Origin of the sequence: Nocardiopsis kunsanensis DSM 44524, assembly GCF_000340965.1 — a bacterium.
Taxonomy (GTDB): domain Bacteria; phylum Actinomycetota; class Actinomycetes; order Streptosporangiales; family Streptosporangiaceae; genus Nocardiopsis; species Nocardiopsis kunsanensis.
Genome location: NZ_ANAY01000014.1, coordinates 133613 through 159576 on the forward strand (window position 1 = coordinate 133613; position 25964 = coordinate 159576).

At 70.6% G+C, this 25964-nt stretch carries 15 protein-coding genes and 2 tRNA genes; all 17 read right to left on the reverse strand.

The features are described 5' to 3' along the window. Nucleotides 1-9: 9 nt before the first annotated feature. The 17 genes from D456_RS0111625 to D456_RS0111705 all read right to left on the reverse strand — a co-directional run bounded on the left by D456_RS0111625 (nucleotide 10) and on the right by D456_RS0111705 (nucleotide 25806). Nucleotides 10-3321, reverse strand: coding sequence for a type I polyketide synthase (locus tag D456_RS0111625; RefSeq protein WP_017576356.1), 3312 nt, complete (start codon nucleotides 3319-3321; stop codon nucleotides 10-12). A gap of 112 nt (nucleotides 3322-3433) precedes the next feature. Continuing rightward, on the reverse strand, nucleotides 3434-11446 hold the full coding sequence (locus tag D456_RS0111630) for a type I polyketide synthase (RefSeq protein WP_017576357.1): 8013 nt from the start codon (nucleotides 11444-11446) through the stop codon (nucleotides 3434-3436). Between the two features lie 421 nt (nucleotides 11447-11867). Beyond that, the gene (locus tag D456_RS0111635) at nucleotides 11868-13124 is read right to left on the reverse strand and encodes a styrene monooxygenase/indole monooxygenase family protein (protein WP_017576358.1); all 1257 of its coding nucleotides are present in this window, start codon (nucleotides 13122-13124) and stop codon (nucleotides 11868-11870) included. A 56-nt stretch (nucleotides 13125-13180) separates the two neighbouring features. Further along, complete coding sequence (locus D456_RS0111640; protein ID WP_017576359.1) at nucleotides 13181-13738, reverse strand: GTP-binding protein; 558 nt, start codon at nucleotides 13736-13738, stop codon at nucleotides 13181-13183. Nucleotides 13739-13760: 22 nt separating this feature from the next. Further along, nucleotides 13761-14120, reverse strand: a complete 360-nt coding sequence (locus D456_RS0111645; protein ID WP_083904564.1) for a DUF742 domain-containing protein — start codon at nucleotides 14118-14120, stop codon at nucleotides 13761-13763. A 45-nt stretch (nucleotides 14121-14165) separates the two neighbouring features. After that, entirely contained in the window at nucleotides 14166-14591 is a 426-nt protein-coding gene (locus D456_RS0111650) for a roadblock/LC7 domain-containing protein (RefSeq protein WP_017576361.1), read from the reverse strand. Nucleotides 14592-14682: 91 nt separating this feature from the next. Beyond that, nucleotides 14683-16362 carry an ATP-binding protein gene (locus D456_RS0111655; RefSeq protein WP_017576362.1) on the reverse strand — a complete coding sequence of 560 codons (1680 nt, stop codon included), beginning with the start codon at nucleotides 16360-16362 and terminating at the stop codon, nucleotides 14683-14685. 1142 nt (nucleotides 16363-17504) lie between these two features. Further along, nucleotides 17505-19316, reverse strand: coding sequence for an ABC transporter substrate-binding protein (locus D456_RS0111660; RefSeq protein WP_017576363.1), 1812 nt, complete (start codon nucleotides 19314-19316; stop codon nucleotides 17505-17507). Next, entirely contained in the window at nucleotides 19313-19510 is a 198-nt protein-coding gene (locus tag D456_RS0111665; protein WP_017576364.1) for a hypothetical protein, read from the reverse strand. Before D456_RS0111665 ends, D456_RS0111660 begins: the two co-directional genes overlap by 4 nt. Continuing rightward, a complete protein-coding gene (locus tag D456_RS0111670; protein ID WP_017576365.1) occupies nucleotides 19507-20571 on the reverse strand; it encodes an ABC transporter ATP-binding protein in 1065 nt (354 codons plus the stop codon). The genes D456_RS0111665 and D456_RS0111670 overlap by 4 nt, the downstream gene beginning before the upstream one ends. After that, nucleotides 20564-21640 carry an ABC transporter ATP-binding protein gene (locus D456_RS0111675; protein ID WP_017576366.1) on the reverse strand — a complete coding sequence of 359 codons (1077 nt, stop codon included), beginning with the start codon at nucleotides 21638-21640 and terminating at the stop codon, nucleotides 20564-20566. The genes D456_RS0111670 and D456_RS0111675 overlap by 8 nt, the downstream gene beginning before the upstream one ends. Continuing rightward, nucleotides 21637-22515, reverse strand: coding sequence for an ABC transporter permease (locus tag D456_RS0111680; protein WP_017576367.1), 879 nt, complete (start codon nucleotides 22513-22515; stop codon nucleotides 21637-21639). Before D456_RS0111680 ends, D456_RS0111675 begins: the two co-directional genes overlap by 4 nt. Nucleotides 22516-22526: 11 nt before the next feature. Continuing rightward, entirely contained in the window at nucleotides 22527-23624 is a 1098-nt protein-coding gene (locus D456_RS0111685; protein ID WP_017576368.1) for an ABC transporter permease, read from the reverse strand. Between the two features lie 202 nt (nucleotides 23625-23826). Beyond that, nucleotides 23827-24435 carry a septum formation family protein gene (locus tag D456_RS0111690; RefSeq protein ID WP_040699164.1) on the reverse strand — a complete coding sequence of 203 codons (609 nt, stop codon included), beginning with the start codon at nucleotides 24433-24435 and terminating at the stop codon, nucleotides 23827-23829. 176 nt (nucleotides 24436-24611) lie between these two features. Next, nucleotides 24612-25103, reverse strand: coding sequence for a septum formation family protein (locus tag D456_RS0111695; protein ID WP_017576370.1), 492 nt, complete (start codon nucleotides 25101-25103; stop codon nucleotides 24612-24614). Nucleotides 25104-25505: 402 nt separating this feature from the next. Further along, nucleotides 25506-25578 (reverse strand) — tRNA-Lys (locus D456_RS0111700). Between the two features lie 155 nt (nucleotides 25579-25733). After that, nucleotides 25734-25806: transfer RNA gene (locus D456_RS0111705), tRNA-Lys, on the reverse strand. Nucleotides 25807-25964: the final 158 nt, after the last annotated feature.

Below are 25964 nucleotides of genomic sequence, written 5' to 3' on the forward strand. Positions count from 1 at the left end.
TCCTCCGGCTCAGTTGTCGTAGACCATGCGTACGAGATCGTCGACGCCCATTCCGTCGACCTCCTCGTCGTCGGGGCCGTGTTCGGGGGCGGTCCCGGGTTCGTCCTCGGGCGCGGGTCCGGCGCCGGAGGCCGCGGCGGCCCCGGTCCCGTCCCCGCCGGCTCCGATCTCCTCGCTCAGACGGGTGGCCACGGCCCGGGGCGCGGGGTGGTCCAGGAGCACGGTGCTGGGTAGTTCGAGGCCGGTCAGCTCACCCAGTCGGGCGCCGAGGCGGACCGCGGCCAGGGAGTCGAAGCCCAGGTCGAGGAAGCCGCGGTCGGCGGGCACGTCCTGGGCACGGGTGTGGCCGAGCAGGACGGCGCTCTCGCGGCGCACGATCTGCAGCAGTTCCTCCTCACGCAGGTCGGCGGACATCCCTTCGAGCCGGGCGCGCAGGGCCGGCACGGCCGGGGCCTCATCGAGGGCCGGTGCGTCCGCGGCGGGTGCTGGTGCGCTGCCGGAGGGGACGGTGTCCAGCCAGTAGCGGCGGTGCTGGAAGGCGTAGGTGGGCAGGTCGACGGTGCGGGCGCCGCTGTTGAGGACCGCCCATTCGACCGGGACCCCGGCCACGTGTGCCTCGCCGATCCCGGTGGCCAGCGCTTCGGTCTCGGGCCGCAGCCGACTCTGCAGGGCCACGGCGCGGTGCTGGTCGCCGGCGGTGGGCCGCACCATCGCGGTCAGGGCGGCGTCGGGGCCGACCTCCACGAAAGCGGTCACCCCCTCGCGGCGCAGGTGGGCGATGCCTTCGGCGAACCGGACGGGCTCGCGCACGTGCCGCACCCAGTAGTCGGCCGAGCGGATCTCCTCGCCGGCACGGCCGCCGCCGAGGTTGGAGATCAGGGGCAGGACGGGTGGGCTCAGCCGTACCTCGGAGGCGACTCGGGCGAAGTCCTCGAGCATGGGGTCCATGAGCGGGGAGTGGAAGGCGTGCGAGACCGTCAGGCGGCGGGTGCGGTGGCCGCGTTCGGTGAAGGCGGAGACGACGTGGTCGACCGCCTCGGCCGCTCCGGAGACCACGACGGAACCGGGTGCGTTGACGGCTGCGAGCGTGACGGGTGCGCCGGTGCGTTCGGCGGCCTCCTCCAGGACGGGTCCGGTCTCCTCGGGCGGGGCCTGCACGGCGGCCATGGCGCCGCCCTCGGGCAGGGCCTGCATGAGGCGGGCACGGGCCTCCACGAGCCGTACCGCGTCGGGCAGAGTCAGCACTCCGCAGACGTGGGCGGCGGTGATCTCGCCGATGGAGTGGCCGGCGACGTAGTCGGGCCGTACGCCCCAGGACTCCAGGAGCCGGTACAGGGCGGTCCCGAAGGTGAACAGCGCGATCTGGGCCCAGCCGGTGCGGTCCAGCAGTTCGGCCTCGGGGGTGTCTCGTCCGGCCCACACCACGTCGGTGAGGGGGCGTTCCAGGTACCGGTCGAACTCGGCGGCGACCTCGTCGAAGGCGCGTGCGAACACGGGGTGGGCGGCGTGCAGTTCCCTGCCCATGCCGGGGCGTTGGGAGCCCTGGCCGGTGAACAGGAAGGCGGTGGGCCCGGCCCCGTCGGCCGAACCGGTGATCACGCCGGGGTCGGACTCCCCCGCGGCCAGGGCCCGGAGTCCGCGGCGCAGTTCGTCGGTGCCCGCGCCCACGACGACGGCGCGGTCCTCCAGGTGAGCGCGGGTGGTGGCCAGGGACAGCGCGACGTCGCAGGGGCGGGAGGGGGCGTGTTCGAGGTGGCGCAGCAGGCGCACGGCCTGCCCGTGCAGGGCGGGTCCGCCGCGTGCCGAGAGCGGCCAGACCACCGGTTCCTCGTCCGGTGCAGGGGCTTCCTCGGCCCCGCTGCTCCGTGTGAGGGGGCCGGTCACCGCCGCGAAGTGCCCGGGGGCCTGTCCCGTCGGGGATTCCTGCACGGCCGTCTCGGCGTCGGCGGCCGTCCGGGGCAGGGAGCGGTCGTCCTCGGCCTGTTCGAGGATCAGGTGCACGTTGGTGCCGCTGATACCGAAGGAGGAGACCGCGATCCGGCGCGGGCGTGACGCCTCGGCCCAGGTGTGGTTGGTCTGGGCCAGGGCGATGCCGCTGTCCTGCCAGTCCACGTGCGGGGAGGGTTCGGCGGCGTGGAGTGTCGAGGGGAAGGTCCCGTGGCGCAGCGCCTGCACGGCCTTGACCGCCCCGGCGGCGCCCGCGGCCGCCTGGGCGTGGCCGATGTTGGACTTGAGCGAGCCCAGGAGGAGGGGCTCCTCGCGTTCGCCTCCGTAGACCCGCACGAGGGCCTGCGCCTCGATGGGGTCGCCCAGGGTGGTGCCGGTGCCGTGGGCCTCCACGGCGTCGATCTCGTGCGGGTCCAGCCCTGCATCGGACAGGGCCGCGCGGATCACGCGGGCCTGGGCGGGGCCGTTGGGCGCGGTGAGCCCGTTGGAGGCCCCGTCGGAGTTGACGGCGCTGCCACGGACCACGGCCAGGACGGGTCGGCCGGCCGCGCGGGCGTCGGCCACCCGCTCCAGGACGAGCACGACCGCGCCCTCGGAGAACCCGGTGCCGTCGGCGTCGGCCCCGAAGGCGCGGCACCGTCCGTCCGGGGACAGCCCTCCCTTGCGGGTGAACTCCACGAGCAGGCCGTCGCTGCTCATGACGGCAGCGCCCCCGGCCAGGGCCATCGAGCACTCGCCGCTGCGCAGGGCCCGTACCGCCGAGTGGAGCGCCACCAGGGAGGAGGAGCAGGCGGTGTCCATGCTCAGGGACGGCCCGTGCAGTCCCAGTGTGTAGGAGATGCGTCCGGAGGCCACCGACGCCGTCGTGCCGGTGAGGGCGAGCCCGTCGTCGGTGGATTCGGCCATGCGCGGCCCGTACTCCTGGGCGGTGAGCCCCACGTAGACGCCGGTGTCGGTGCCGCGCAGGGAGGCCGGGTCGATGCGGGCCCGTTCGATCGCCTCCCAGGAGGTCTCCAGCAGCAGCCGCTGCTGGGGATCGGTGGCCAGGGCCTCCTTCGGGGAGATCCCGAAGAAGCCGGCGTCGAAGTCGCCTGCCCGGTCGAGGAAGGCGCCCTCACGCATGATCGACCGGGGCGGGTCGCCGGGCTCCTGCCAGCCGCGGTCCCGGGGCAGCGGCCCCACCGCATCGCCGCCGCGCTCCACCAGTTCCCACAGGGCCTCGGGGGTGTCGGCCCCACCGGGCAGGCGGCAGGCCATGGCGGTGATCGCCACCTGCGCGTCCCGGTCGGCCCGGTCGCGTTCCTCGCGCAGCCGGGCGTTCTCCTTCATCGCGCTGCGCAGCGCTGCGACCAGTCGCCCCTCGTCGGCGGTCATCGCCATTCTCCTTGCGTCCTGGGCACGGCCGGGCCTGGTGTGGCCGCGGCCGCGGGGTCCTGCACTGTCGTTGCGGTGCCGCCCGTGCGGGGCGGCGGGTCACCAGCGGTCCTCACCCGTCCCCTTCGCCGGACGCGGGGCTCTGCCCCTGCAGCGCGAGGCTGACCAGGTCGTCCACCGCCATGCCGTCGATCCCGTCGGCGCCGGTCTCCTCGCCGTTCCTCCCGACCGTCGGCGCCGGGGGCTCCTCGTCGGCCCCTGCGGCCTGTGGGAAGAGGAGCTCGTCCAGCAGCAGTCCGAGTTCACGCGGTGTGGGGTGGTCGAACACGGCGGTCGCGGGCAGCCGGACCCCGACGGCCGCGCCGAGCCGGTTGCGCAGTTCCACACCGGTCAGGGAGTCGAAACCGAGCTCCTTGAAGGGCCGTTCCGCCGGAACGCGGGCCTCCCCGGAGTCCGGGTCGTGGCCCAGGACGACGGCGGCCTGTGCACACACCTCGGTGAGCAGAAGGCGGCGCCGTTCGTCCACACCGAGGGGTTCCAGGGCCTCCGTGGACAGGTGCGGGCCCCGGTCCTGCGCCGCGGCGGGCTCCGGGGTGCCCTCGGGCCGGTCGAGCTCGCGCAGCAGCGGGAGGTCGGGCCCGTCCACGAGGTCGAGCATGGCCGGGACCAGGACCGGGGCCTCACAGGCCAGCGCCGCGTCGAACAGGGCCAGTGCCTTGGCGGTGGGCATGGGCAGCAGTCCACCGCGGCCCAGCACGTCCAGGTCGCCGGCGCCCAGGTGGGCGGTCATACCGCTGGCCTCCTGCCACAGTCCCCAGGCCAGGGACGTGGCGGGCAGGCCCTGGCCGCGGCGGTGCTGGGCGAGCACGTCGCAGAAGACGTTCGCGGCTGCGTAGTTGGCCTGTCCGGGGTTGCCGAGCGTGCCCACCGCGGAGGAGAACAGCAGGAACGCTCCCGGCCGGTGGGCGAGGGTGAGTTCGTGCAGGTTCCAGGCCGCGTCGACCTTGGGTCGCAGGACCTTCTCCACCCGTTCGGTGTCCAGGCCCAGCACGGTGGCGTCGTCGAGCACACCGGCGGTGTGCACGACCGCGGACAGGGGCCGGTCCAGGGAATCCAGCAGCGCCGCCAGGGAATCGCGGTCCGCGGCGTCGCAGGCGCGCACGTCCACCTCGGCGCCCAGGGCCCGCAGTTCCTCGGTACGTGCGTCCTGGCCGGGTGTGTCGCCACCGCTGCGGCTGAGCAGCGTCAAGTGGCGCAGGCCGTGGGCGCTGACCAGGTGGCGGGCCATGACGTGGCCCAGGGTGCCGGTCCCGCCAGTGATCAGGGCGGTGCCCTCCTGCGGGAAGTACGCCGGGACGGTCAGGACGGTCTTGCCGACGTTCTCGCCCCGCTGCAGCGTCTGGAAGGCCTCGCGTGCGTCACCGACGTCGTAGGTGCTCAGCGGTACGGGGTTGAGCGCACCCGATTCGAACAGTTCCAGGACGCGTTCGAGCATGGCTCCGATGCGTGCGGGGTCCACGTCGGGCAGGTTGAAGGCCTGGTACTCGCGACCCGGGTAGTGCGCGTTCACCCATTCCTGCCCCCGGATGTCGGTCTTGCCCATCTCCACGAAGCGTCCGCCGGGTCCCTGGCCGTCGATGGGCGAGCGCAGCAACCCCAGGGAAGTGTCGATGGAGGCGCCGGTGAGGGAGTTGAGGACCACGTCCACGCCGCGGCCCTCGTTGGCCTCGCGGACCCGGTCGGCGAACTCCAGCGTGCGGGAGGAGGACAGCCGTGCCTCGGTCAGCCCCAGGCGGGCCAGCCCGGGCCACTTGTGCGGGCTCGCGGTACCGAAGACCTTGGCGCCCATGTGGCGGGCCAGCTGCACGGCGGCCTGGCCGACCCCGCCGGCGGCCGAGTGCACCAGCACACTCTCGCCCGGTCGGATCGCCGCCAGGTCCACGAGCGCGTAGTAGGCGGTGAGGTAGACGACCGGTACGGCGGCCGCCTCCTCCGACGTCCACCCTGCGGGTACCCGGGCCAGGCGGCGCCGGTCGGCCACGGCCGTCGGACCGAAGGCCCCCTCGAACATGCCCATGACCCGGTCCCCGGGGGCGAGGTCGGCCACGTCGGCTCCGACCTCCGTGACCGTGCCCGCGCCCTCGATCCCCATACCGGTCTCGCCCTCGACCAGGCCGAGCGCCACCACGACGTCGCGGAAGTTGACGCCGGCGGCGTGCACGGCGACACGTACCTCGCCCGGCCCCAGGGGCGCGACGGCCTCGGGGGCGGGGACGGGCACGATCCCGGTGAGGGTGCCGGGCTCGCGGGTGTCCAGGCGCCAGGCGGCCCCGGCGGTGGAGGTCTCCTCGGCGACCAGGCGCGGGACCATGGCCGCGCCCTGGCGCAGCGCCACCTCGGGCTCGCCGAGCCCGACGGCGGAGGTGAGCAGGCGGTGCGACTCCTCGGAGCCGTCGGAGTCGACCAGGACCAGGCGTCCGGGGTGCTCTCGCTGGGCGGAGCGCAGCAGGCCCCACAGCGGAGCGGCGGCCAGGCCGGTGATCTCCTCCTCGGGTCCGGTGGAGACGGCGTGCCAGGTCACCAGGACCAGGCGTGCGTGTTCGTTCCGCGGGTCCGACAACCATGCGCGGACCGTCTCCAGGGCCCATTCCAGGCCTTGGCGCACCGCAGCGGGCGGCGCGTCGTCCTCGACGTAGACCGCGTGCGCGGGCGGTTCGGCGAAGACCACGTCGGGGACGGGGGCGCCCTCGGCCAAGGAGTCCAGGCTCGCCAGGCCCTTGGGCAGATGGGAGTCGGGCATGGGGACCCGCACCGAACGCCACTCCTGGCGGTACAGGCCGGGTTCCTCGCGGCCGTCGTCGGGCAGCGCATCGGCGGACAGGGGACGCAGGGCCAGGTCGCCGACCGACAGTACGGGGCGTCCGCCGGTGTCCCAGGCCCGGACCAGGTAGCGGCCCCCGCCCAGGGGGCGGGCGAGCACGCGCAGCCGGTCGGGCGGCGTGCCGGTACTGGGGTGGGTGCGCACCCCGTCCCAGCTGAAGGGCACGAGCAGGTCGCGTCCGTCCTCGGGCCCGTACATGATCGGTGCGTGCAGGGCCGCGTCGGCCAGGGCCGGGTGGGGGCCGTGGAAGGGGGTACTGCCGGCGCCGTCGGGCAGCGCGAGTTCGGCCCACAGGTCCTGTCCGCGGCGCCAGAGCCCTTCCAGCCCGCGGAAGACGGGACCGTACTGGTAGCCGCGGCGGGCCAGCGCTGGGTAGGTACCTCGCACGTCCAGTTCCTCGGCCCCGGCCGGCGGCCACTCGGTGAGGGGCCCCTCCACGGCCTCGGCGGTGTCGGGGACCGGGGCCAGTGCGCCTTCGGCGTTACGGGTCCAGGTGCCCTCATCGGGTCCGCGCGAGTGCAGGAGGACCCGGCGGCGCCCGTCGGAACCGGGCGCACCCACACTGACCTGTACGGACACCGGGGCGGACCGGGGCAGGGCGAGCGGGCTCTCCAGGGTCAGGTCGGTCACGACGGGAGCCTCCACACGCGCGCCGGCCTGTGCGACCAGTTCCACGAACGCGGTGCCCGGGACCACGGCGCGTCCCCACAGGCGGTGGTCGACCAGCCAGGGGTGGTCGGCGACGCCCAGGGAACCGGCGAAGACCGTCTCGCCGGAGACCAGTTCCAGCCCCGGGCCGAGGAGCGGTTCGGGTTCGGGTTCGGGTTCGGCCGGTGCCGGCACGATCCAGTGGCGGGAGCGCTCGAAGGGGTCGTCGGGCACGATGACGGGTGCGCCCTCCTCGGCCACACCCTCCAACAGCAGGTGGGCGTTGGTTCCGCTGATACCGAAGGAGGAGACCGCGGCGCGGCGCGGGCGCCCGGTGTCGGGCCATTCCTCGTTCTCGGCGAGCAGGCGCACGCCGCTGTCGGACCAGTCGACCTCGCCGGTGGGTTCGTCCGCGTGCAGGGTGCGCGGCAGGCGGCCGAACCGCAGGGCCTGCACCATCTTGATGACCCCGGCGACACCGGCGCAGGCCTGGGTGTGGCCGATGTTGGACTTGAGCGAGCCCAGCCGCAGGTCGGGCAGGCCCGCCTCGCCCCGGCCGGCGCCGTAGACCGACATCAGGGCGCGTGCCTCGATCGGGTCGCCCAGGCGGGTCCCGGTGCCGTGCGCCTCGACGGCGTCGATGTCGTGGGGTTCCAGCCCGGAGGAGGCGAGCGATGCGAGGACGACCCGTTCCTGGGCCTCGCGGTTGGGTGCGGTGAGCCCGTTGGAGGCCCCGTCGGAGTTGACGGCGCTGCCGCGCATCAGGGCCAGCACCGGGCGCCCTGCCCGTCGGGCCTGGGACACACGCTCGAGCATGATCATGCCCGCGCCCTCGGCCCATGCCGTGCCGTCCGCGCCCGAGCCGAAGGCACGGCAGCGGCCGTCGGGGGAGAGCCCGCGCTGAGCGGAGAACTCCAGGAACATGCCGGGTGTGGCCATGACGGTGGCGCCGCCGGCCAGGGCCATCCCGCACTCGCCACGGCGAATCGCGGCGGCGGCCTGGTGCAGGGCCACCAGGGAGGCCGAGCAGGCCGTGTCGATGGTCAGGGCGGGACCGCGCAGGCCCAGCACGTAGGCGATGCGTCCGGAGGCCACGCTCAGGGTGCTGCCGGTGAGCCGGTACCCGCCGTCGGTGCCGGTACCGGGGTCGGCCAGGCGCGGGCCGTACTCGGTGGGCATGGCGCCGACGAACACCCCGACCTGCTGTCCGCGCAGTTCGTCGGTGGCCAGACCGGCACGGTGCACCGCTTCCCAGGAGGTCTCCAGCAGCAGGCGCTGTTGGGGGTCCATGGCGTCGGCTTCACGGGGGCTGATACCGAAGAAGGCGGCGTCGAACTGGTCCGCGTCGTGCAGGAAACCGCCGCGCCGGGTGTAGGTGTGTCCGGCCTTGCCCTGTTCGGGGTCGAAGATGCGGTCCAGGTCCCAGCCGCGGTTGTCCGGGAACTCCCCGGTCGCGTCGCCGCCGGAGTCGACCAGCGACCACAGCGCCTCGGGCGAGCGCACCCCGCCGGGCAGGCGGCAGGCCATCGCGGTGATCGCCACCGGGTCGTCCTCCGGTGCGGTGCGGGCCACGGCTGCGGGTGCCGGCATCGTTGCCGGGGAGGTGCGGGCGGGGGCGGCGGGCGCGGCCAGGTCGTGGGTGCCCTCCCCGAGCTGCTCGGTGAGGAAGGCGGCCAGCTCGCTCGGTGTGGGCAGGTCGAACAGGTCGGTGTCCTCGAGCCGGTACCCGGTCCCGTCCTCGATCAGGTCGGCCAGTTCCATGAGCATGACCGAGTCGAAGCCCAGGTCGCGGAAGGCCCGGGTGTCGTCCGTCTCGGCCAGGGCCTCCACCTCCAGGATCTGCGCTCCGAGGGTACGGACCAGCCCGAGGGTGTCCACGGTGGCCGTGTCCCCCTCGGCGGGCGTCCGCGGTGCTCCGGTCTGCGGCGCCGGCGCGGCGGCCGGTGCCGCGGGGACCGTATCGGGCCAGTACCGGGAACGCTGGAACGGGTAGGTGGGAAGGTCGACACGGCGCGCCCCGGCACCCCGCAGGAGGGCGCCCCAGTCCACGTCCAGACCGGAGGTGTAGGCCTCGGCGGCGGCGGTGAGGAGTTGGCCCTGGTCTCCGTGGTCGCGGCGCAGGGTGGCCAGGACGGTGCCCTCGACCCCGGCCTGCTCCAGTGTGTGGCGGATCCCGTGGTAGAGCACCGGGTGCGGTCCGACCTCGATGAAGGCGGTGTGCCCGGCCTCGACCGCGGCGGAGACGGCCTGGGCGAAACGCACGGTCCCGCGCAGGCTCAGGTACCAGTAACGGCCGTCCATGGCCGGCCCCTCGCCGTCCAGCGGCTCGCCGGTGAGGGTGGACAGCACCGGCACCCGGCCCGGTTGCGGGTCCAGTCCCTGCAAGCGGTCGAGCAGGTTGTCGCGGATGTGTTCGACGTGCCCGGAGTGGGAGGCGTAGTCCACGTCCACCAGGGCGCCGTGCAGCCCGTTGTCGACGCAGTGGTCCACAGCGCGGCGCACCGCCTCGGGGCTGCCGGAGACGATGACCGACTCGGGCCCGTTGACGGCGGCCAGGTGCAGGTCGTCGACGCGGGCGACGAGCTCCTCGGCCCGTCGGCGCGACATCCCCAGCGAGGCCATCCCCCCGGTACCGGCGAGCTCGGTCAGGGACCGGCTGCGCTGGGCCACCACTCGGGCTGCCTCGTCCAGGCTCAGTACACCGGCCACGCAGGCGGCGGCGATCTCCCCCTGGGAGTGCCCGATCACGGCGGCCGGGCGCACACCCATGGTCTCCCAGACCCGGGCCAGGGAGACCATGACGGCCCACAGCACGGGCTGGACGACGTCCACGGGCGCGTCCGGGCCGGTGCAGGCGGGGCTGTCGGCCTCGCCGCGCAGTACCCGCACCAGGGACCAGTCGACGTGGGGGTCCAGGGCGCGTTCGCACTCGCGCAGGCGCATGGTGAAGACCTGCGACAGGGGACCGCGGGAGTCGAGCAGGGCGCGGGCCATGCCCTCCCACTGGCCGCCCTGGCCGGGGAAGACCATGACGGGGCCGGCCTGGTGGACGTCGACCGGTCCGCTGGGGCGCACGGAGTCGAGTTCGCGGGTACCGCTCTCGCCCGGGGCCAGGATGACCGCGCGGTGCTCCATCGTCGAGCGGGTGGTCGCCAGCGAGTACCCCACGTCCTCGGCGCGCAGGCCCGGCCTCTGGGAGACGTAGGAGTGCAGGACCGAGGCCTGGGCGCGCAGGGCCGCCTCGGAGTGGGCCGAGAGCACCCACGGGACCGGGTCCAGGGCGTTCTCCCCCAGGCCGGGCCCTGCCTGTTCCGGCGACTCGGGCGGGGGCGGTCCCAGCACGAGATGGCAGTTGGTGCCCCCCATGCCGAAGGAGGACACCCCGGCCAGGGGGCGCTCGGTGGGCCAGGCCTCGCGTGCCACCTGCGGGTGCAGGCGCAGGGCCTCCAGGTCGATGTCGGGGTTGGGCTCGGCGAAGTTGCGGGTGGGCGGCAGTTGGCCGTGCGACAGGCTCAGCACGACCTTGAGCAGGCCCACGACCCCGGCGGCGCCCTCCAGGTGGCCGATGTTGGTCTTGACCGAACCGACCCGCAGCGCCTCTTCCCGGGTGGTCGAGAAGACCTCGCCGAGCGCGGAGGCCTCGACCGGGTCTCCGGCAGGGGTGCCGGTACCGTGCAGTTCGACGTAGCCGACCTGCTCGGGTTCGACGGCGGAGCGCCGGTGGGCGGTCCGCACGACCTCGATCTGGCCCTCGGTGTCGGGGCGGGCGAGGTAGGAGGTCTGTCCGGAGTTGTTGACCGCTCCCCCGCGCAGGACGGCGTGGACACGGTCCCCGTCGGCCAGGGCGCGTTCGAGGGGTTTGAGGACGACCACGGCTCCGCCCTCGCCGCGCACATAGCCGTTGGCGCGGGAGTCGAAGGTGTAGCAGTGGGCGTCGGGGGACAGGCCGCCGAAGAGCTCGATGTTCTCGGTGCCTTCGGGGGTGAGGATGAGGTTGACCCCGCCGGCCAGGGCCTGGTCGCACTCGCCCCGGCGCAGGCTCTCCATGGCCATGTGCACGCTGACCAGTGAGGAGGACTGCCCGCTGTCGACGGTGAGGCTGGGGCCGCCGAACCCGAGGGTGTAGGAGACCCGGTTGGCGATCATGCCGCGCTGGGTGCCGGTGTGGGTGTGGTGGGTGGCCGATCCGGCGAGCAGGCGTTCGTACTCCGAGGAGACCGCTCCGGTGAACACGCCGGTGTTCGTGCCGCGCAGGGTCTCGGGGGCAGCGCGGGCGTTCTCCACCGCTTCCCAGCTCAGCTCCAGCATGAGCCGCTGTTGCGGATCCATGGCCAAGGCCTCGCGTGGGGAGATGCCGAAGAAGGCGGCGTCGAACTCCTCCACCCGGTCGAGGTAACCGCCCCAGCGCAGGCCGCGCTCGGGGGCGGGTTCACCCAACCGTTCCGGGGGCGGCACGATCGATTCGCGTCCCTCGCAGAGCAGGCGCCAGAACGCATCGGGGGTGGAGACGCCGGGCAGGCGGCAGGACAGGCCCACCACGGCGACGGGGACGTCGGCCGCTGACTGGGCGCTTCGGGTGTGCTCGGCGTCGGTCACGGTCGCCCCCCGCTCACGCGCGTGCAGATGCACGTGTGGAACCCGGGGAGGAGACGGCGGGAGCCGTGTTCCTCCGTACCGCGGAAGGGGTCGACAGGACGCGGTGTGGAGCCGCTGAATGGTGGCGCTGGTTGCGCGTACACGACAAACCCTCCGAAGCGTTGGACGGTCGGCGGGTGACCGATCTTGATTTCAGGAAAAACCACGACAAACGCAACACAGGACTCACGAGTCACAATGTCGCTCGAAGAGGTATCAATCGAAGGATCGTAGCTTCCCACTCACCTCTGTGACAACGGAAAGAGGCATTTCGGCTCCGCCCCGCCACCGTTACCTGTACTGACGAAACCAAAAGTTCACCTGCAACACGACAAGCCCGATGCCACAGGGGCACCGGGCGCCGCGCGGGGCCGACTCGGGGTCAGTCGCCGTGCCGTGCTTTCACCTCAGCGAGGTACTTCTGGGCCTCGTCCGGGTCGAAGAGCCAGTTCTTGTAGTCGGTCGGGTCGTCCCAACCCTGGATCCAGCGGTCGGCGATCTCCCGGTACTGGGTGGCGGCCAGCATCATGTTCTGCATGAATTCGGAGGTGGCCCCGCTCCACATCGTGGAGACGAACTCCGCCCACTGCTGGTTCTCCTGACCGAATTCCCAGAAACGGTCGAACGTATTGACCAGGAAGGTCTCGTCGAACGGGAGGTCACCGTGCTCGCGGATGCTGGCCAGGAAGGACTCGGCGCACCGGGTCGAGTTGTTCCAGGACTGAGCGACGAAGGGGTCCATGGTCACCACGACGTCGGCCATGCCCAGGACCAACCCGCCCGAGGGCAGACGCCCCACGGGGTTGCGCACCTGGGGTGTGAGCTCCTCGATCCGGGTACTGGGACCGTCGACCAGGACGGCGTCCTTGCTCCGCTCGAAGAAGTTCGGCACGTGCTTGCGCAGAAGATCCTTCATGCGGCGCAGCTGCTCATCGGGCCCGGGACGGTCGGGCCAGGCGTCCATCGGCCCGCCCTTCTTGTCCACGATGAGCAGGTTGTGGGCCGGGCCCTCCTGTGTGAGAACGGGGAACAACAGGATGTTGCCGGCGTCCTGGGTGGCACCGGCCCAGCCGATGTTCTCCGACTCGTCCTGGTCGGGCCACAGGTCGTACACGTAGGCCTGGGCGAGCGCACGCGGGCGCGTACCGCTGAAACGGCTGGTGTCGTGGTCGAAGAGCTGTCCGAGCTCGCCGTGCCCGACCGCCACGACGATCAGGTCGAACATCCGGGAGAAGTAGTCGAGGTCGGTGACGGTGACCCCGTGGATGACGACCTTGCCGCCACGGTCCTCGAACGACTCCAGCCAGTCGGCCATCTTCACCCGGCGGTCCACCGAGACGATGTAGCCGTTGCCCGCACTGGCGCTGCCCACCATGTGCAGCGGTTCGTCCTCCTCCGGGACCATGAAGAACTTCTGTTCGCGCACCTGGGGGGAGAGCGCGCTCCAGAAATCGAGGTCGAGGGCTCGCTCGTACTCCAACGCGGTGGGAAAGGTCCACTGGGAGATGGAGGGCTTACCGGTCCGGATCTCCTGTGAGGACTGCCCCGTGATCACCGTGACGTCGTAGCCATGGCTCAGGAGCCCGTGGGCCAGATGCAGCCCGGCGTGGCCCGCGCCGACGATAAGGATCTTGCGCATGTATCGCTTACTTTCCTGGGAACCTACGGGGTCAGGGGGAGCTCCGGGCCCGCCCGTCAGGCAACGGGCTCGCTCGTGCGGTTGTGCTCCAGGGCGTACCGGAGCAGGGTCTTGAGCACCTCGCCGCCGGAGAGTCGGCTGCGGGCGTCGAAGTCGATGATCGGTACTTCGGGACTGACTTCCAGTGCTTCCCTGACCTGCTCGGAGGTGTAGTCGAGCTGGCCCTCGAACTTGTTGAGCGCCACGATGTAAGGAATGCGCTTGTTGGTCTCGAAGTAGTCGACCGCGTCGAAGGAGTCGGCGAGCCGACGGCAGTCGACCACGACCACCGCTCCCACCGCCCCGCGGACGAGGTCGTCCCACATGAACCAGAACCGCGCCTGGCCGGGTGTACCGAACATGTACATGACCAGTTCGTCGTCGATCGTGATGCGACCGAAGTCCATCGCGACGGTGGTGGTCGTCTTGTCCGGGGTGACCGAGGTGTCGTCGTGCGGCACGCTGGCCTCGGTCATGATCGCTTCGGTCGTGACGGGCGGAATCTCCGACACCGAGCGCACCAAGGTCGTCTTGCCGGCGCCGAAGCCTCCGGCGATGACGATCTTGCTCGACATCTTCTTGCGATTGGACCGCTTGTCACTGGAAAAGTCGTTCGAGACCACGAAGAGCCCTCTCCAGAACCTGGTTTTCGGACGGACTGCTACCGGTGATGGTCGGGTGGATGTAGACCAGGTCCTGCTCTGCCAGGTCACTGACCAGAACCTGTGTCACACCGAGGGGAACGTTCAGCTCGGCCGACACTTCGGCGAGCGACCTCGTTTCCCGGCACAGTTTGTAGATGTTGATCGATTCCGGCATGAGGGTGCCAGGAGGCTCCTGCCCAGGCTCGGACGTCGAGACCAGGGTCTGCACCATCAGCGGATGCCTTGACCGTGTACGTCCACCCGTGAAGGTGAAGGGCCGTACACGGTTACTCCTTCGCCTGCGGAAGCTCATAGCCGCGGCAACCTCATTCCTGCCAAGCCTCTCGGACCACGGACGTCAGTTCTGAATGACTTCCCGCAACTGCGAACGCAGCTGCGGGGTGAGCACGTGGGCGACGTTCTCCACGAGCTTGGCCATCTGGAAACCGACGATCTTCAACTCGGTCCCGGGTGCGGTGAGCACCGCCATGCAGGAGCCGTCACTGATTGCCATGATGAACAGGTGCCCGTGGTTGAAACGGACCAGCAGCTGCTCGCACTCACCCCGCTGGAAGAGTCCGGCACCGCCCACAGCCAGACTGTGCAGGCCGCTGGCGATGGCGGCGAGCTGTTCGGCGTGTTCCTCGGGGAAGTCGCTGGAGTGTGTCAGGACCAGCCCGTCGGAGGAGACGACGACGGCATGTTCCACACCGCGCACGTCCCGGACGAACCGATCGATGATCCAGGAGAAGTTCTCAACGCTGTCGTTTGCGGGTTCAGTCATCGGGTGTTCTACCTGTCCTCGGCCGGGTGTCGTTCTCGATGGGGGTCGGGGGTGTGCTCGCACACCCGGGATGCTTCGGCGGACCTGGCGCTCACTCACCGCCGCCTTCGAGTTCCTCTCCGTCGCGGGCGGCACGCTCCCCGTCCAGGAAGTCGCCCAACTCGTCACGGATCTGCTCGGCCCGGGCCTCCCCGGTGAGCTTGGGTGGGGTGTCCTCCCTGGCGGCGGGCGGGGCCTCGGGGGTGTGGCCGGGGTGCGGCATCATCCGCAGCGGCGAACCGTGCGGGGTGGCGCTGCGCCGGGGCAGCCCGGCGGAAGTGACCGCAGAGGTGCTGCTCTCGGGCTGCTCGGCCTCGTCGGCCGGCTGCTGAGGGACCGGTCCCGTGGGTTTCATGGGCACCACCGGTGCGACCGACGAAGAAGTGGAGGGAGCGCGCTCGGCGCTCATGGTCCGGGGGGTGGCCACGCGCAGCAGGTCCTTCGGGATGATGGTGTACGCGCTGACCCCACGGTAGGAACGGGACTCCAGACGGGTCTCGAGTCCGTGCTTGTGGGCGATCCGGCTGGCCACGTACAGGCCCATGTGGCGCAGGACCTCGTCGTCCAGGACCGGTTCACCGCTGAGGCGGTCGTTGAGGTCGGAGAGCTGGTTCTCGGGGATCCCCACCCCCTCGTCCTCGACGACGATCATGAGCCGGCCGTCGTCCATCTCCTGGGCACTGATCGTGACCGGAGCGTGCTCCGGGGAGTTGGCGGTGGCGTTGTCCAGCAGTTCCGCGAGGAGGTGGCTGATGTCGTCGGCGGCCAGACCGGTGACCGAGGTCTGCGGCAGGGTGCCCAGACGGACCCTGGGGTAGTCCTTGATCTCGGAGCTCGCGGCACGGGCGACGTCGAGCAGGGGGACGATCTCGTCGTGGGCGTCTGACTCGCCGCCGTCGTGACCGGTGAGCACCAGGAAGTTCTCCCCGTTGCGTCGCATACGGGTCGCGTAGTTGTCGATCAGGAAGAGCTTGTCGAGCAGATCGGGGTCCTGGGCATCGGTCTCCAGCTCCTCGATCATCTCCAGCAGGGCGTCCACGAGGGACAGGTCGCGCATGGCCAGACCGGCAAGGGCCTCGTTGAGCAGCTCGGGGTCGGAACCGAAGCGCGGGACGGCGGCCTCCGGTTCCTTCTCGACTCCGGACGCGGCCCGGGTGACCGACCGGTCCGGGGCCCCGGCGGCCGTCCCCGGTGCGGGATCCCCGGTCCCGGCTTCCCTACCGCCCGGTTCGCCGTCGGTCTCGTCCTCGGCGGGGTCGGCGGTGGTGAGTGCGCGGCCGGAGCTGCCGTCCGTGGCCCGGTCGGTCTCGGTGCGCTCGGGCACGAGCGTGGAGGCGACGGCGTCGGCGGTGATGACCTGCGGCTGTTGGCCGGGGGTGAAGACGATGATGTGCTGGACCGGCTGCCCGAAGGGACCCGGGTACATCACCGGCTGGTTCGGGTGGAAGGGTCCCGGCTGCTGGTAGTGCACCGGGTAGGGGGGCTGTTGGACCGCCATCGGGTGCGGCGGGTAGGGCTGCGGCGGCGGGGGCGGCTGTTCACCCTGCTGGGGAGGGCCGTACCCCTGTGGCGGGTGGCCGTGGCCCTGCGGAGGCGGGGGCGGCTGGCCGTGGGCGGCGGACTGCCGGGCGTAGTAGTAGGGGTCGTAGGGCGGCTGGTGCGGCGCGGGAGGCTGCGACGCGTATCCGTACGGGGCCGGGTACTGGCCGGGGTACGGGTGCGGCGGGGCCATGGGACGGGGTTCCTCGCCCCATCCCTGCGGCGGCGGGGGTGGAGGCGGGCCTCCGTAGTGCGGCTGCGCGGGCGGAGGCGCACCCTGAGCGGGTGCAGCCGTGTACCTGGGCGCCGGTTGCCCGCGGTGGTCGTTGGGCTCGGCGTTCTCTGACGAGAAAGGAGTATCGGTCATGGTGTCCGTCGTCGTGACAGGGGGCTGCGGGCTGCGCGGTGCGGACCCGTCCGGTCCGTCCCCGCGCCAGGTACCGACCTGCTCGGTACCGTCGTGAGCACCGGTACGGCCGTTCGTGTAGGGGTGGGGCGCACTCGCCGGGGCGGAGGGCCGGCGGCCGTCCGCCGCGGAGCCGGAGTAGGGGTCCGCGGCGCCTTCGCCACCGGTTCCGGACGGGTGGCCGTCTGGATTCTGCGAATGCCGATGCACGGGCTGATGCACGGGAAATCCTTGCTCGGTCTCCGGGGGTTCGTACGCTCTGACCATCCGCGAGATGGCCCGGCGCAACCGCCCCTCTCGCCTGATCGCCTGCCCGGCCTCCGCCGACGCCGCCCGGGGCAGGAGGGGGTCGTCGCCGTCGTACGGTGACTTCGCCTGTGCCACGATCTCGTCTCCTCGACTCGGGTGGGCGGGTCGGCGGTGGCCCGCCGTCGCCGTCCTCGCCGAGGAGCGGGCGTGCCGGGGGCCGTGAACGGGCCCCCGCCTCGGCCGGGTGCCCCGTTCGCCGGGGGAACGCCGCGACGGGCCCGGGTGGTACGTGCACGGAAGGTACGGGTTCCGGCCCGGCCGGGTGAGCCGGACATCAGACATGTATCCATACCCTGCACAATTCCTGCACTTACCCCGAGAACCGTCGTTCGGTTCGCCAGACTAACAAAGCCGGACCGGCTTGACAGAGGAATCGGAGATCCTCCGAAAAGAGGCCCCTCATTCCACCGCTGACATGCGGGAACGCCTGCCATGCCGGATGTTCAGCACACTGACCTTAGGTCGCTTAGTACGAGTATGACCGTTTTATTCCTCTAGCTACTCCCTGGTTCCGGGTCTGCTGACGGGCAAAAATACCCGTCCGTTCGAGCGAGATTTCGAACACAAGAAGACAGGGGCGCCCGCCGAAATCACGGGCACCCCTGTCCGGAAATGCCGCGTCAGTCCTGCACCGGGCGGAGGTCCCCCTGGATGAGCTGCAGCATCACGTGGTTGTCCTGGTACTGCTCGTTCCGGTCGGCCGGGTGGTCCTGGTCGAAGGACTCCACCCGCACCCCCTCGACCGCGGGAGACAGGTAGGTGTATCCCCAGAGCGGGATCCGCGGCAGCAACTCGTTGAAGACGGTCATCATCGTCCTGAGCGCCTCGGTGCGCTCCTCCTCCGTACGGCCGCGCTGCGCGGCCTCCACCAGCTCCTCCAGGTCGACCTCCCCCTGCGAAGGGCTCTCCACCTGCAGCTCGAAGGACTGTCCCGGTGCCTCACCTCCCGGGTCGTTCTCGGTCAGGAAGTTCATCTGGAAAGCGCCCCAGTGGTCGGGCCGCTCGGGGTTGCCCCAGTGGCGTACCGCCACCTCGAAGTCACCTGCGCCCCAGATCCCCCACGGATTGTCCTCGGGCACGTTGCGGGCCGTGGTGCTGATCCCGAAGCCGTTCCAAGCCTCCTCGACCTGCGTGGCCGTGAGTTCGAAGTCGTTCCAGCCGGCCACCCCGATGATCTCGAACTCGGCCGCAGACCCGTCGGGCAGGAGCCAGGAACCGCCCTCCTTGCTCCATCCGGCCTCCTCCAGCAGCTCCTCCGCCTTCTGCAGGTCCTGTTCGTAGGTCTCCAGCCCCGCCAACTCCTGGGCCGACATGATCTCTTCCGCCTGCCGGTCGACCAGGCCCGTGTAGTACTCGACGCGGTGATAGCCCTCGCCACGGGCCACCCGGCCGATCTGGTCGCCGTCGAGGACGCGGGCCAGGGCCTTGCGTACCCGCACGTCCTCCAGCTCGGGTTTGGCCGCGTAGTTGAACATCAGGCCCACACCGTCGTACCCGGCGTGCTCGATCCAGGTGAACCCCTCCACCTCCTGGAAAGCCTGCTGGTCGGCGGCCGAAGGGGCCAGCGTGGAATAGTCCACCTCGCCCTGCTGCACCAGCAGCGCCGACTGCCGGTTGTCCCCCTTGTGCACGACGACCTCGTCGAAGTTGACCTCGGTGCCCTGGTACCCGTCCTCGTTGCGCACCAGGGTGATACGCGCGTCCGACATCCGGGCCTCGTCGAACTTGTACGGGCCGCTGCAGACGATCTCCTCCGGGCTGAACTCGATGTACTCGGCGTTCCACTCGGTGTGCTCGACGTCGCCCTGGCGTATCCCCTCCCGGACCAGGTTCAGGGCCCGCTCCCCCAGGTCGGCGTAGGTGATCTTGGAGACGATGCGGTGTTTGAGGATGCTGCGTTCGATGTTGTCGAAGGGGTCCTCAAAACCCAGGCGTACGGTGAGATCGTCGATCTTCTCGATCTCCTGCACCTGCGGGAACCCGGAACCCCACGGCGGGGCCTCCAGGATCCGCATGGCGTAGCTGTAGAGCATGTCGTCGGCGTCGAGCCCCTCGCCGTCGCTCCACCGCAGCTCGGGCTCGAGGGTGACGAGCAGGTCGTCGCCGTCCCACTCGTGTCCTTCCAGGAGCAGGTGCTCCCATTCCCCGGTGGCCCAGTTGAACATCGCGCCCGTGCACAGGAAGAGGTCCTTGTACACGGAGTTGAGGAGCAGGGCCCCGTCCTCGGTGTGCACGTTACGGGTCTGGGCGTCGAGGTCGAAGTCGAAGACCCCGTTGAACCGGGTCGGGGCGCCGTCGGCCGCGTCACCGCCGGCGCACGCGGACAGGAGCCCGGCACCGGCCGCACCGGCGCTACCGAACCCCACCGCGCGCAGCAGACGGCGCCGACTCAAATCGTGAAGGAATGCGTTCTGTCGGGGGGTGGAGGTCATTCGTGACGCTTCCTTTCCAGGAGAAGGGCGAGTAGACCGAGGACGACGACCAGCACGCCGATACCGACGGTGAGGGCGCTGATCACGGACTCGGCCGTGCCCGGGGGACTGACGACCGCGGTGAATGTGCTGGTGACCACCAGCAGCGCCCCGACGGCCAGACCGGAACGGCCGATGAGGAGCACACCGCTCACCCCGCCCCGTTCACGACGTGGCAGGCCAGGGAACGGCGGCCCCCGGACTCGACCAGCGGAGGACGTTCGGTGTCGCACCGGCCCTGTTCGTACAGGGGGCAGCGGGGATGGAAGTCGCACCCGGAGGGCAGGTCGGTCGGGTCGGGGATGTCGGCCCCGCGCAGACGCACCCGTTCCTTGGTACGGGCCAGGTCGGGGTCGGGCTCGCAGACCGCCGACACCAGGGCACGGGTGTAGGGGTGGCGGGGGTCGTTGACGATCGCGGGGGCGGGCCCCTGCTCGACGATCCTGCCCAGGTACATGACCGCGATCTCGCCGTCCCAGGCGAAGTACTTCGCCACGGCCAGGTCGTGGGTGATGAACAGGAAACCGACCCCGAGGTCCTCGCGCAGCGCCCCGAGGGTGTTGAGGAGGCTGATCCGGACGGACACATCGAGCATCGAGGTGGACTCGTCGGCGATGACCACCTCCGGCTCCATGGCCAGGGCACGGGCGACGGCCACCCGCTGGCGTTGGCCGCCCGACAACTGGTGCGGGTACTTGTCGAGGTGGTCCTCGGCGGGAACGAGGTCGACCCGTTCCAACAGGGCGGCCGCGGCACGGCGTGCCTGGGCTCCGCCCTTGACCGATCCGTGGCGGTGCAGACCCGCCGTGAGAGTGGACTGCACGGTGCGCACAGGGTTCAGGGAGGCGTAGGGGTCCTGGTGGATGTACTGGACCGAGCGGCGGAAACCGGACCGCGCCCGTTTGTCGAGTCCGCGCAGGTCGGCGCCGCGGTAGAGCACTTTTCCCCCGGTGGGTCCGGCCAGGCCGGCGGCCATCCGTGCGGTGGTGGTCTTGCCGCAGCCGGACTCGCCCACCAGACACAGGACCTGCCCGGGACGTACATCCAGCTCCACCCCGGACACGGCGGGCACCTCGCCGCGCGGGGTGGAGAAGACCCGGCTGGTACCGCGCAGGCTGAGCACGGGCGGGACGGTTCCGGAACCACCACCCGCCGCCCCCGGGACGGGATCGGCGGGGCGGCCCCCGGTCTCGGTCGGTGCGGCCGGGTCAATCACGGGTGGCCTCCTCGGTGGAGAGTTCGGCGCCGTCGGCGCGCAGGCACGCGGCGGCGTGGCTGAGTCCTTCGTCCCTGGCGCGCAGGATCCGCAGTTCGGGTCGGGTGGTGGTGCACTCGTCGATCCCCCGGGGGCAGCGGGGCGCGAAGGAGCATCCCGGGGGTAGTGCACCGATCCCGGGAGGGCCGCCGGTCAGGGGTTCTGGCACGGTCAGGTCGCCCGTGACCGGGGGCACGGAACCGATGAGCGCCGAGGTGTAGGGATGGCGGGGACGGTGGAAGACGTCCCTGGTCGTTCCGGTCTCGACGAGGCGCCCGGCGTACATGGTGCCGACGCGGTCGGCGAGCTCCGCGGCCAGGCCGAGGTCGTGGGTGATGAAGACCATCGCGAACCGCAGGCGCTCGCGCAGTTCGGTGAGTTGCTCGACGACGGAGCGCTGGGTGAGCACATCGAGCGCGGTCGTGGGCTCGTCCAGGATCAGCAGTTGGGGACGCAGCGCCAGGGCCAGGGCGATGAGGGCGCGCTGGCGCATGCCTCCGGAGAGTTCGTGGGGGTAGCTGGGTAGTACCCGGGCCGGCTCCAGGCGGACCATGGACAGCAGTTCGGCGGAGTGCTCGAGGAGCTCTCTGCGACGGCGGGCTCGGTGTTCGTGGGCGCGGAAGGTGTCGAGGAAGTGCTCCTCCACGCGCAGGACCGGGTTGAAGGCGTTCATCGCCCCCTGGAAGACCATGGCCGCCTCGTTCCAGCGGAACCGGCGCAGGTCCTGCTCGGCCAGGTTGCGCAGGTCGACCACGTCCCCGCTCTTGCGGCGGAAGAGGATGTTGCCGGCGGAGACCGTTCCGGTGCGGGGCAGAAGGCGCAGGAGGCCGAGCCCCAGGGTGGTCTTGCCGCAACCGGACTCGCCCACCAGAGCCATGGACTGGCCCGGATACAGGTCGAAGGTGGCGTCGTGGACCGCGGTGAGCTGCGTGCGGCGTCCGGTGCGGTACCCGACGTCGACGCCGCGCACGGACAGCAGGGGTCCGCCGGCGGGCGGGGAGGCGGGGAATGTGTGGGTCACGGAGCTCACCTGTCCCGGAGTCGGGGATCGAGGGCCTGTTCCAGGGACCGGGTCATGGTGACCAGGCCGACCTGGAAGAGCATGATCATCACCATCGGTGCGATGAGGAAGGGCGCTGCCGAGGGCAGCAGGAAGGCGTTGTTGTCCCAGGCTTGTTGGATCATCAGCCCCCAGTTGTCGGCGGTGCTGGGCAGGAGTCCGAGCAGGTACATGCCGACGACGGCGTAGACCGCGTTGGTGATGGCGATGATGAAGTTGACGAAGATGTAGCCCGCCATGTTGGGCAGTACTTCGACGAAGAGGATGCGTACGGTGCCCAGGTCCTGCAGGCGTGCGGCCTCCACGAACTCGCGTTCCTTGAGGGTCAGGACCTGTGCGCGGATCGAGCGCATGAGGAAGGGCCAGGTCACCAGCCCGATGATGAAGGAGACCATCAGGGGTGAGGAGGTGCGGTAGAAGGAGGCCACGACCAGCATCAGCACGATGAACGGGACGGTCATCGTGATGTCGGTGATCTGGAGCAGGACATGGTCCACTCGTCCGCGTACGTATCCGGCGATGCCGCCGAGGACGACAGCGATGGCGACGGTGATGAAGGCGGCCGCGGTCCCCACCCAGATGGGTTCGCGTCCGCCCAGGACGAGTTGGACGAAGGTGTCCTTGCCCTCGTGGTTGGTGCCCAACCAGTGCTCGGAGCTGATGGGGCCCCAGATGGCGGTGGTGTCGGTGGGGTTGTGCGGGTCGATGAGGTACGGGCCCACGAAGGCGAAGACCAGGACGCTCAGGACCAGGCAGAGCCCGATGACCCCGCTGGCGCTGCGGGTCACCCCTTGCCAGATGGTGCCCCAGACGCCGGCGGCGGGAGCAGCGGTGGTGACGGCCATACGGTGCCCCCTCATGTGCGGACGCGCGGGTCGATACGGCTGTAGAGCAGGTCCGCGACGAGGTTGGCGAGCACCACACAGGAAGTGATGATGATCAGCAGCCCCTGCAGGAGCGGGTAGTCGCGGTAGTTGACGGCGTCCAGGAGCAGTCCGCCCACGCCCTTGTAGACCAGGACCTGTTCGACGAAGATCGCGCCGCCCACGAGGGTCCCGAAGGAGATGGCGATCTGGGCGACCAGCGGCAGCACCGCGTTGCGGCCGACGTAGGAGAAGGCGATGCGGTGGTCGCGCAGTCCGCGGGCGCGTGCGACGGTGACGTAGTCCTCGCCGAGCACCTCGGTGGTGGAGGCCTTCATGACGAGCATCCAGGTACCGATGATGGCGAGCACGTAGGTGAAGATCGGCAGGGCGGCGTGGTACAGGGCGTCCCCGAGGAACTCCGCGGTGAAGCCGGGGCGCACCCCGGGGCTGAGTGTGCCGCGCAGTTCGACGGGGTCGAACCAGCCCAGGTACATGCCGCCGCCGACGACCAGCAGCATCGCGATGAGATAGTTGGGGGTCGCCCCGAGCACGGAGGCCACGACGCTGAGAACGTGGTCGAGGACGCGGTTGCGCCAGTAGGCCATGACCATTCCCAGGGCCAAGCCGGTGGTGATGGCCAGGAGGGTGCCGATCCCGATACTGAACATGGTCCAGGGCAGGTAGGCGGTGATGGCCTCGGCCACACTCTGTCCGGGCCGGTTGATGGTGTTGCCCATGTCGAGGGTGACCAGGCCGGTGACGAACTCCCACCACTGGCTCCAGAGCGGGGCATCGGGGTCGTAGGCCAGGGAGTTGGCCGCGATCGCGCGTGCCTCCTCCATGGACATGCCGCCCTGGGTCAGGCGCCCGGCCATGACGTCGATGGGGTCGCCCGGCATGGCCCGGCCCAGGAAGAAGGTCACGTTGGCGACGACGAACACGACGACGAGGGCCTTGCGGACCTTCACGAACACGTAGTTCGACCAGATCCGGCGCAGTGGCGGGAGGCGGGCCCCGTCGTCCCGTGCGGTCGTGGCGTCGCCCCCGGCGTCGGGCGGCGGAGTCGGAGCCGCGGTGTCGGTGGCCACGGGAGGGGTGCTCCTTCGGCGGGGGGACTGAAGGACATCTATTAGGAAACTTTCCTAATAGAGAGTCACCGTAACGGAACGACGACCCCCGCACCAGGGGCGCGCAGGTTTTTTGTTGCAGGAAGACCTTGCACCTGCGCGGGTCCGGACACGAAGAACCCCCGGAGCAGAGCCCCGGGGGTCCCTCAGCGTCGGAAGCGTCCTAGAAGCGGGCGTTCTCCAGGGTTCCCTCGGTCTGACCCGCGGGGTCGAGCACCATGCACAGTGCCTCGCGGTCGTCGTGGTCCTCCCAACCCTGAGCGGTCGGGAAGAGCGTGGTGTACTCCAGGCTGGAACTCTCCCAGGCGACCCCCACGAAATCCTCGAAGGCGTCGACGCAGGCCTCGTCGGCCAGATCGGCGACCTCTTCCTCGCCCGGGAAGGTGTCGCCACCGTTCAGGTCGGTGGTGTGGAAGACCTCGAAGTCGTGCGGCTCCCCGCAGTCGATCTTCGGCACCTCGGAGACGGTCTCGTCAATGTTGGAATTCATCTCGTTGAGGCAGTCGCCGACACGGAGGGAGAACACGTCGGTGTCCTCGGGGTCCACCTCCTCCGGCGTGTCCTGCGTCTCGAACGGGTCGTCGGTCGTCTCCTCCTGGGCCGGCTCCTCCTCGGCCGGCTCGGGGGAAGCGGTCTCCTCAGCGCTGTCGCCGCTCAGGGCCGGGGGCAGCAGGGGCAGTTGGCCGCACGCCGAGAGGGACAACGCGGCACCGGCTGCGAGGCTCCCGAGGACAATGCGGCCGGCCAGCAGACGGCGCGTTTCGGACAACATGAGCACTCCACTGATTCGTTGTTCGCACACCGGCATCTCGGCCGGTGGCACGTTACGGATACGCACACCTCGCAGCTGGTATCAACCCGAGGCCGTGCGGCACGGACGTACGGCGCCGGATCGCACCCGCAACCGTGCCCGTGCTGGTCGCAGGCGTGAGCGGCCGCTCACGTTCGTCAGATCCCCGCGCCCTGCTGACTACCGTTGACCATCCCGGTGGTCTCCAGGTAGCAGAGGATCTCGCGGTCGTCGGCCTGTTCCCAGCTCTGCCGGGTGGGCACGAGGTGGTACGCCCAGATCTCGCTCGAGGCGTAGTCGGTGCCCACGAAGTCGGTGAAGGCCTGGCCTTCACAGGCCTCGGTGGCCCGCTCACCGACGGACCGGTCCCCGGGGAAGTCGCCGTCGGGCAGCACCTCGACGTGGAAGAACTCGCCGTCGTGCGGCTCGGAGCAGTCGACCAGCGGCACATCGGAGACCTCGCCCTCCAACAACGACTGGTCCATCTCCGAGACCACGAAGCAGTCACCGACCCCGACCGAGAGGACGTTCCCGCCGAGTTCGCCGCCACCGAGCGCACTGGTCAGCACACCGCAGCCGGTCAGCACGGCCGCTGCGCCGAGGGCGACGACGGAGGAGGCGATGCGGGGGGCGTTGAGGACTGAGGGCATGAATGTACTCCAGGGGTTTTCAGGGGATCCCGCATGGACGGGACAAGGCAGGTTTCCCTCATCGGGTCCTGCACGTCGATTCCGTTTTCCCGGACCACGGCAGCGCACCGAGAACACTCGGGGAATCACTCTTCGCTCCTGGCCACAGCCGCTCCGGGCCGATGGGGCAGCTCTCGACCGCCGTAAGGAAACGACGTGAGAGCGGTGGCGGCGGTTTCATCTGATCCACATTTTTCCTGTTCCGCACCACTTCGGAGGACAGCTGTTCGGTGTCCCCCTCTCCGCAGGTGGGATGCCCGAGAAGACTCTCCGGTTCCCACGGATATGCATGGGCCGGGTCCGGCCGGGGCGCCCGCACGAAAAAGGCCCCGGTCCACGGACCGGGGCCTTTGCTCACTCCTGTGCGTCATCAAGGACTCGAACCTTGGACCCGCTGATTAAGAGTCAGCTGCTCTGCCAACTGAGCTAATGACGCGTGTTGTTCGGAGACCGGGCTCTCGGCCCTGTCTTCCTCCACCCAGTGTACCGGAACCTCGACGTGCTCCGGATCGGACGCGGGCCGATGTGAGACGTTCCACCGGCCTCGGAACAAGCGTGACCCCGGCACCTCGGCCGAGGCCACTCTGCTCGTGCGTCATCAAGGACTCGAACCTTGGACCCGCTGATTAAGAGTCAGCTGCTCTGCCAACTGAGCTAATGACGCCCGCCGCGTTTCGGTCTGACCGGCCTCCCGGTCGGCCTCCCGGCGACGTCGTCAACTCTAGCAGGAGCACAGGACTGTCGCGAATCGATACCTGTCGGCCCTAGTAGTACTTTGTTAACTCGTGTCGGGGGTGCTGCTGTGCAAGCGGTTGGTGACAG

What these genes read in the sequence shown, in the direction of transcription:
- D456_RS0111650 (WP_017576361.1), bottom strand. Translation starts at nt 14,591, where the DNA reads ATGACTGAACCCGCAAACGACAGCGTTGAGAACTTCTCCTGGATCATC.
- D456_RS0111655 (WP_017576362.1), bottom strand. Translation starts at nt 16,362, where the DNA reads ATGGCCCCGCCGCACCCGTACCCCGGCCAGTACCCGGCCCCGTACGGA.
- D456_RS0111640 (WP_017576359.1), bottom strand. Translation starts at nt 13,738, where the DNA reads ATGTCGAGCAAGATCGTCATCGCCGGAGGCTTCGGCGCCGGCAAGACG.
- D456_RS0111680 (WP_017576367.1), bottom strand. Translation starts at nt 22,515, where the DNA reads ATGGCCGTCACCACCGCTGCTCCCGCCGCCGGCGTCTGGGGCACCATC.
- D456_RS0111660 (WP_017576363.1), bottom strand. Translation starts at nt 19,316, where the DNA reads ATGACCTCCACCCCCCGACAGAACGCATTCCTTCACGATTTGAGTCGG.
- D456_RS0111635 (WP_017576358.1), bottom strand. Translation starts at nt 13,124, where the DNA reads ATGCGCAAGATCCTTATCGTCGGCGCGGGCCACGCCGGGCTGCATCTG.
- D456_RS0111695 (WP_017576370.1), bottom strand. Translation starts at nt 25,103, where the DNA reads ATGCCCTCAGTCCTCAACGCCCCCCGCATCGCCTCCTCCGTCGTCGCC.
- D456_RS0111690 (WP_040699164.1), bottom strand. Translation starts at nt 24,435, where the DNA reads ATGTTGTCCGAAACGCGCCGTCTGCTGGCCGGCCGCATTGTCCTCGGG.
- D456_RS0111625 (WP_017576356.1), bottom strand. Translation starts at nt 3,321, where the DNA reads ATGACCGCCGACGAGGGGCGACTGGTCGCAGCGCTGCGCAGCGCGATG.
- D456_RS0111645 (WP_083904564.1), bottom strand. Translation starts at nt 14,120, where the DNA reads ATGAGCTTCCGCAGGCGAAGGAGTAACCGTGTACGGCCCTTCACCTTC.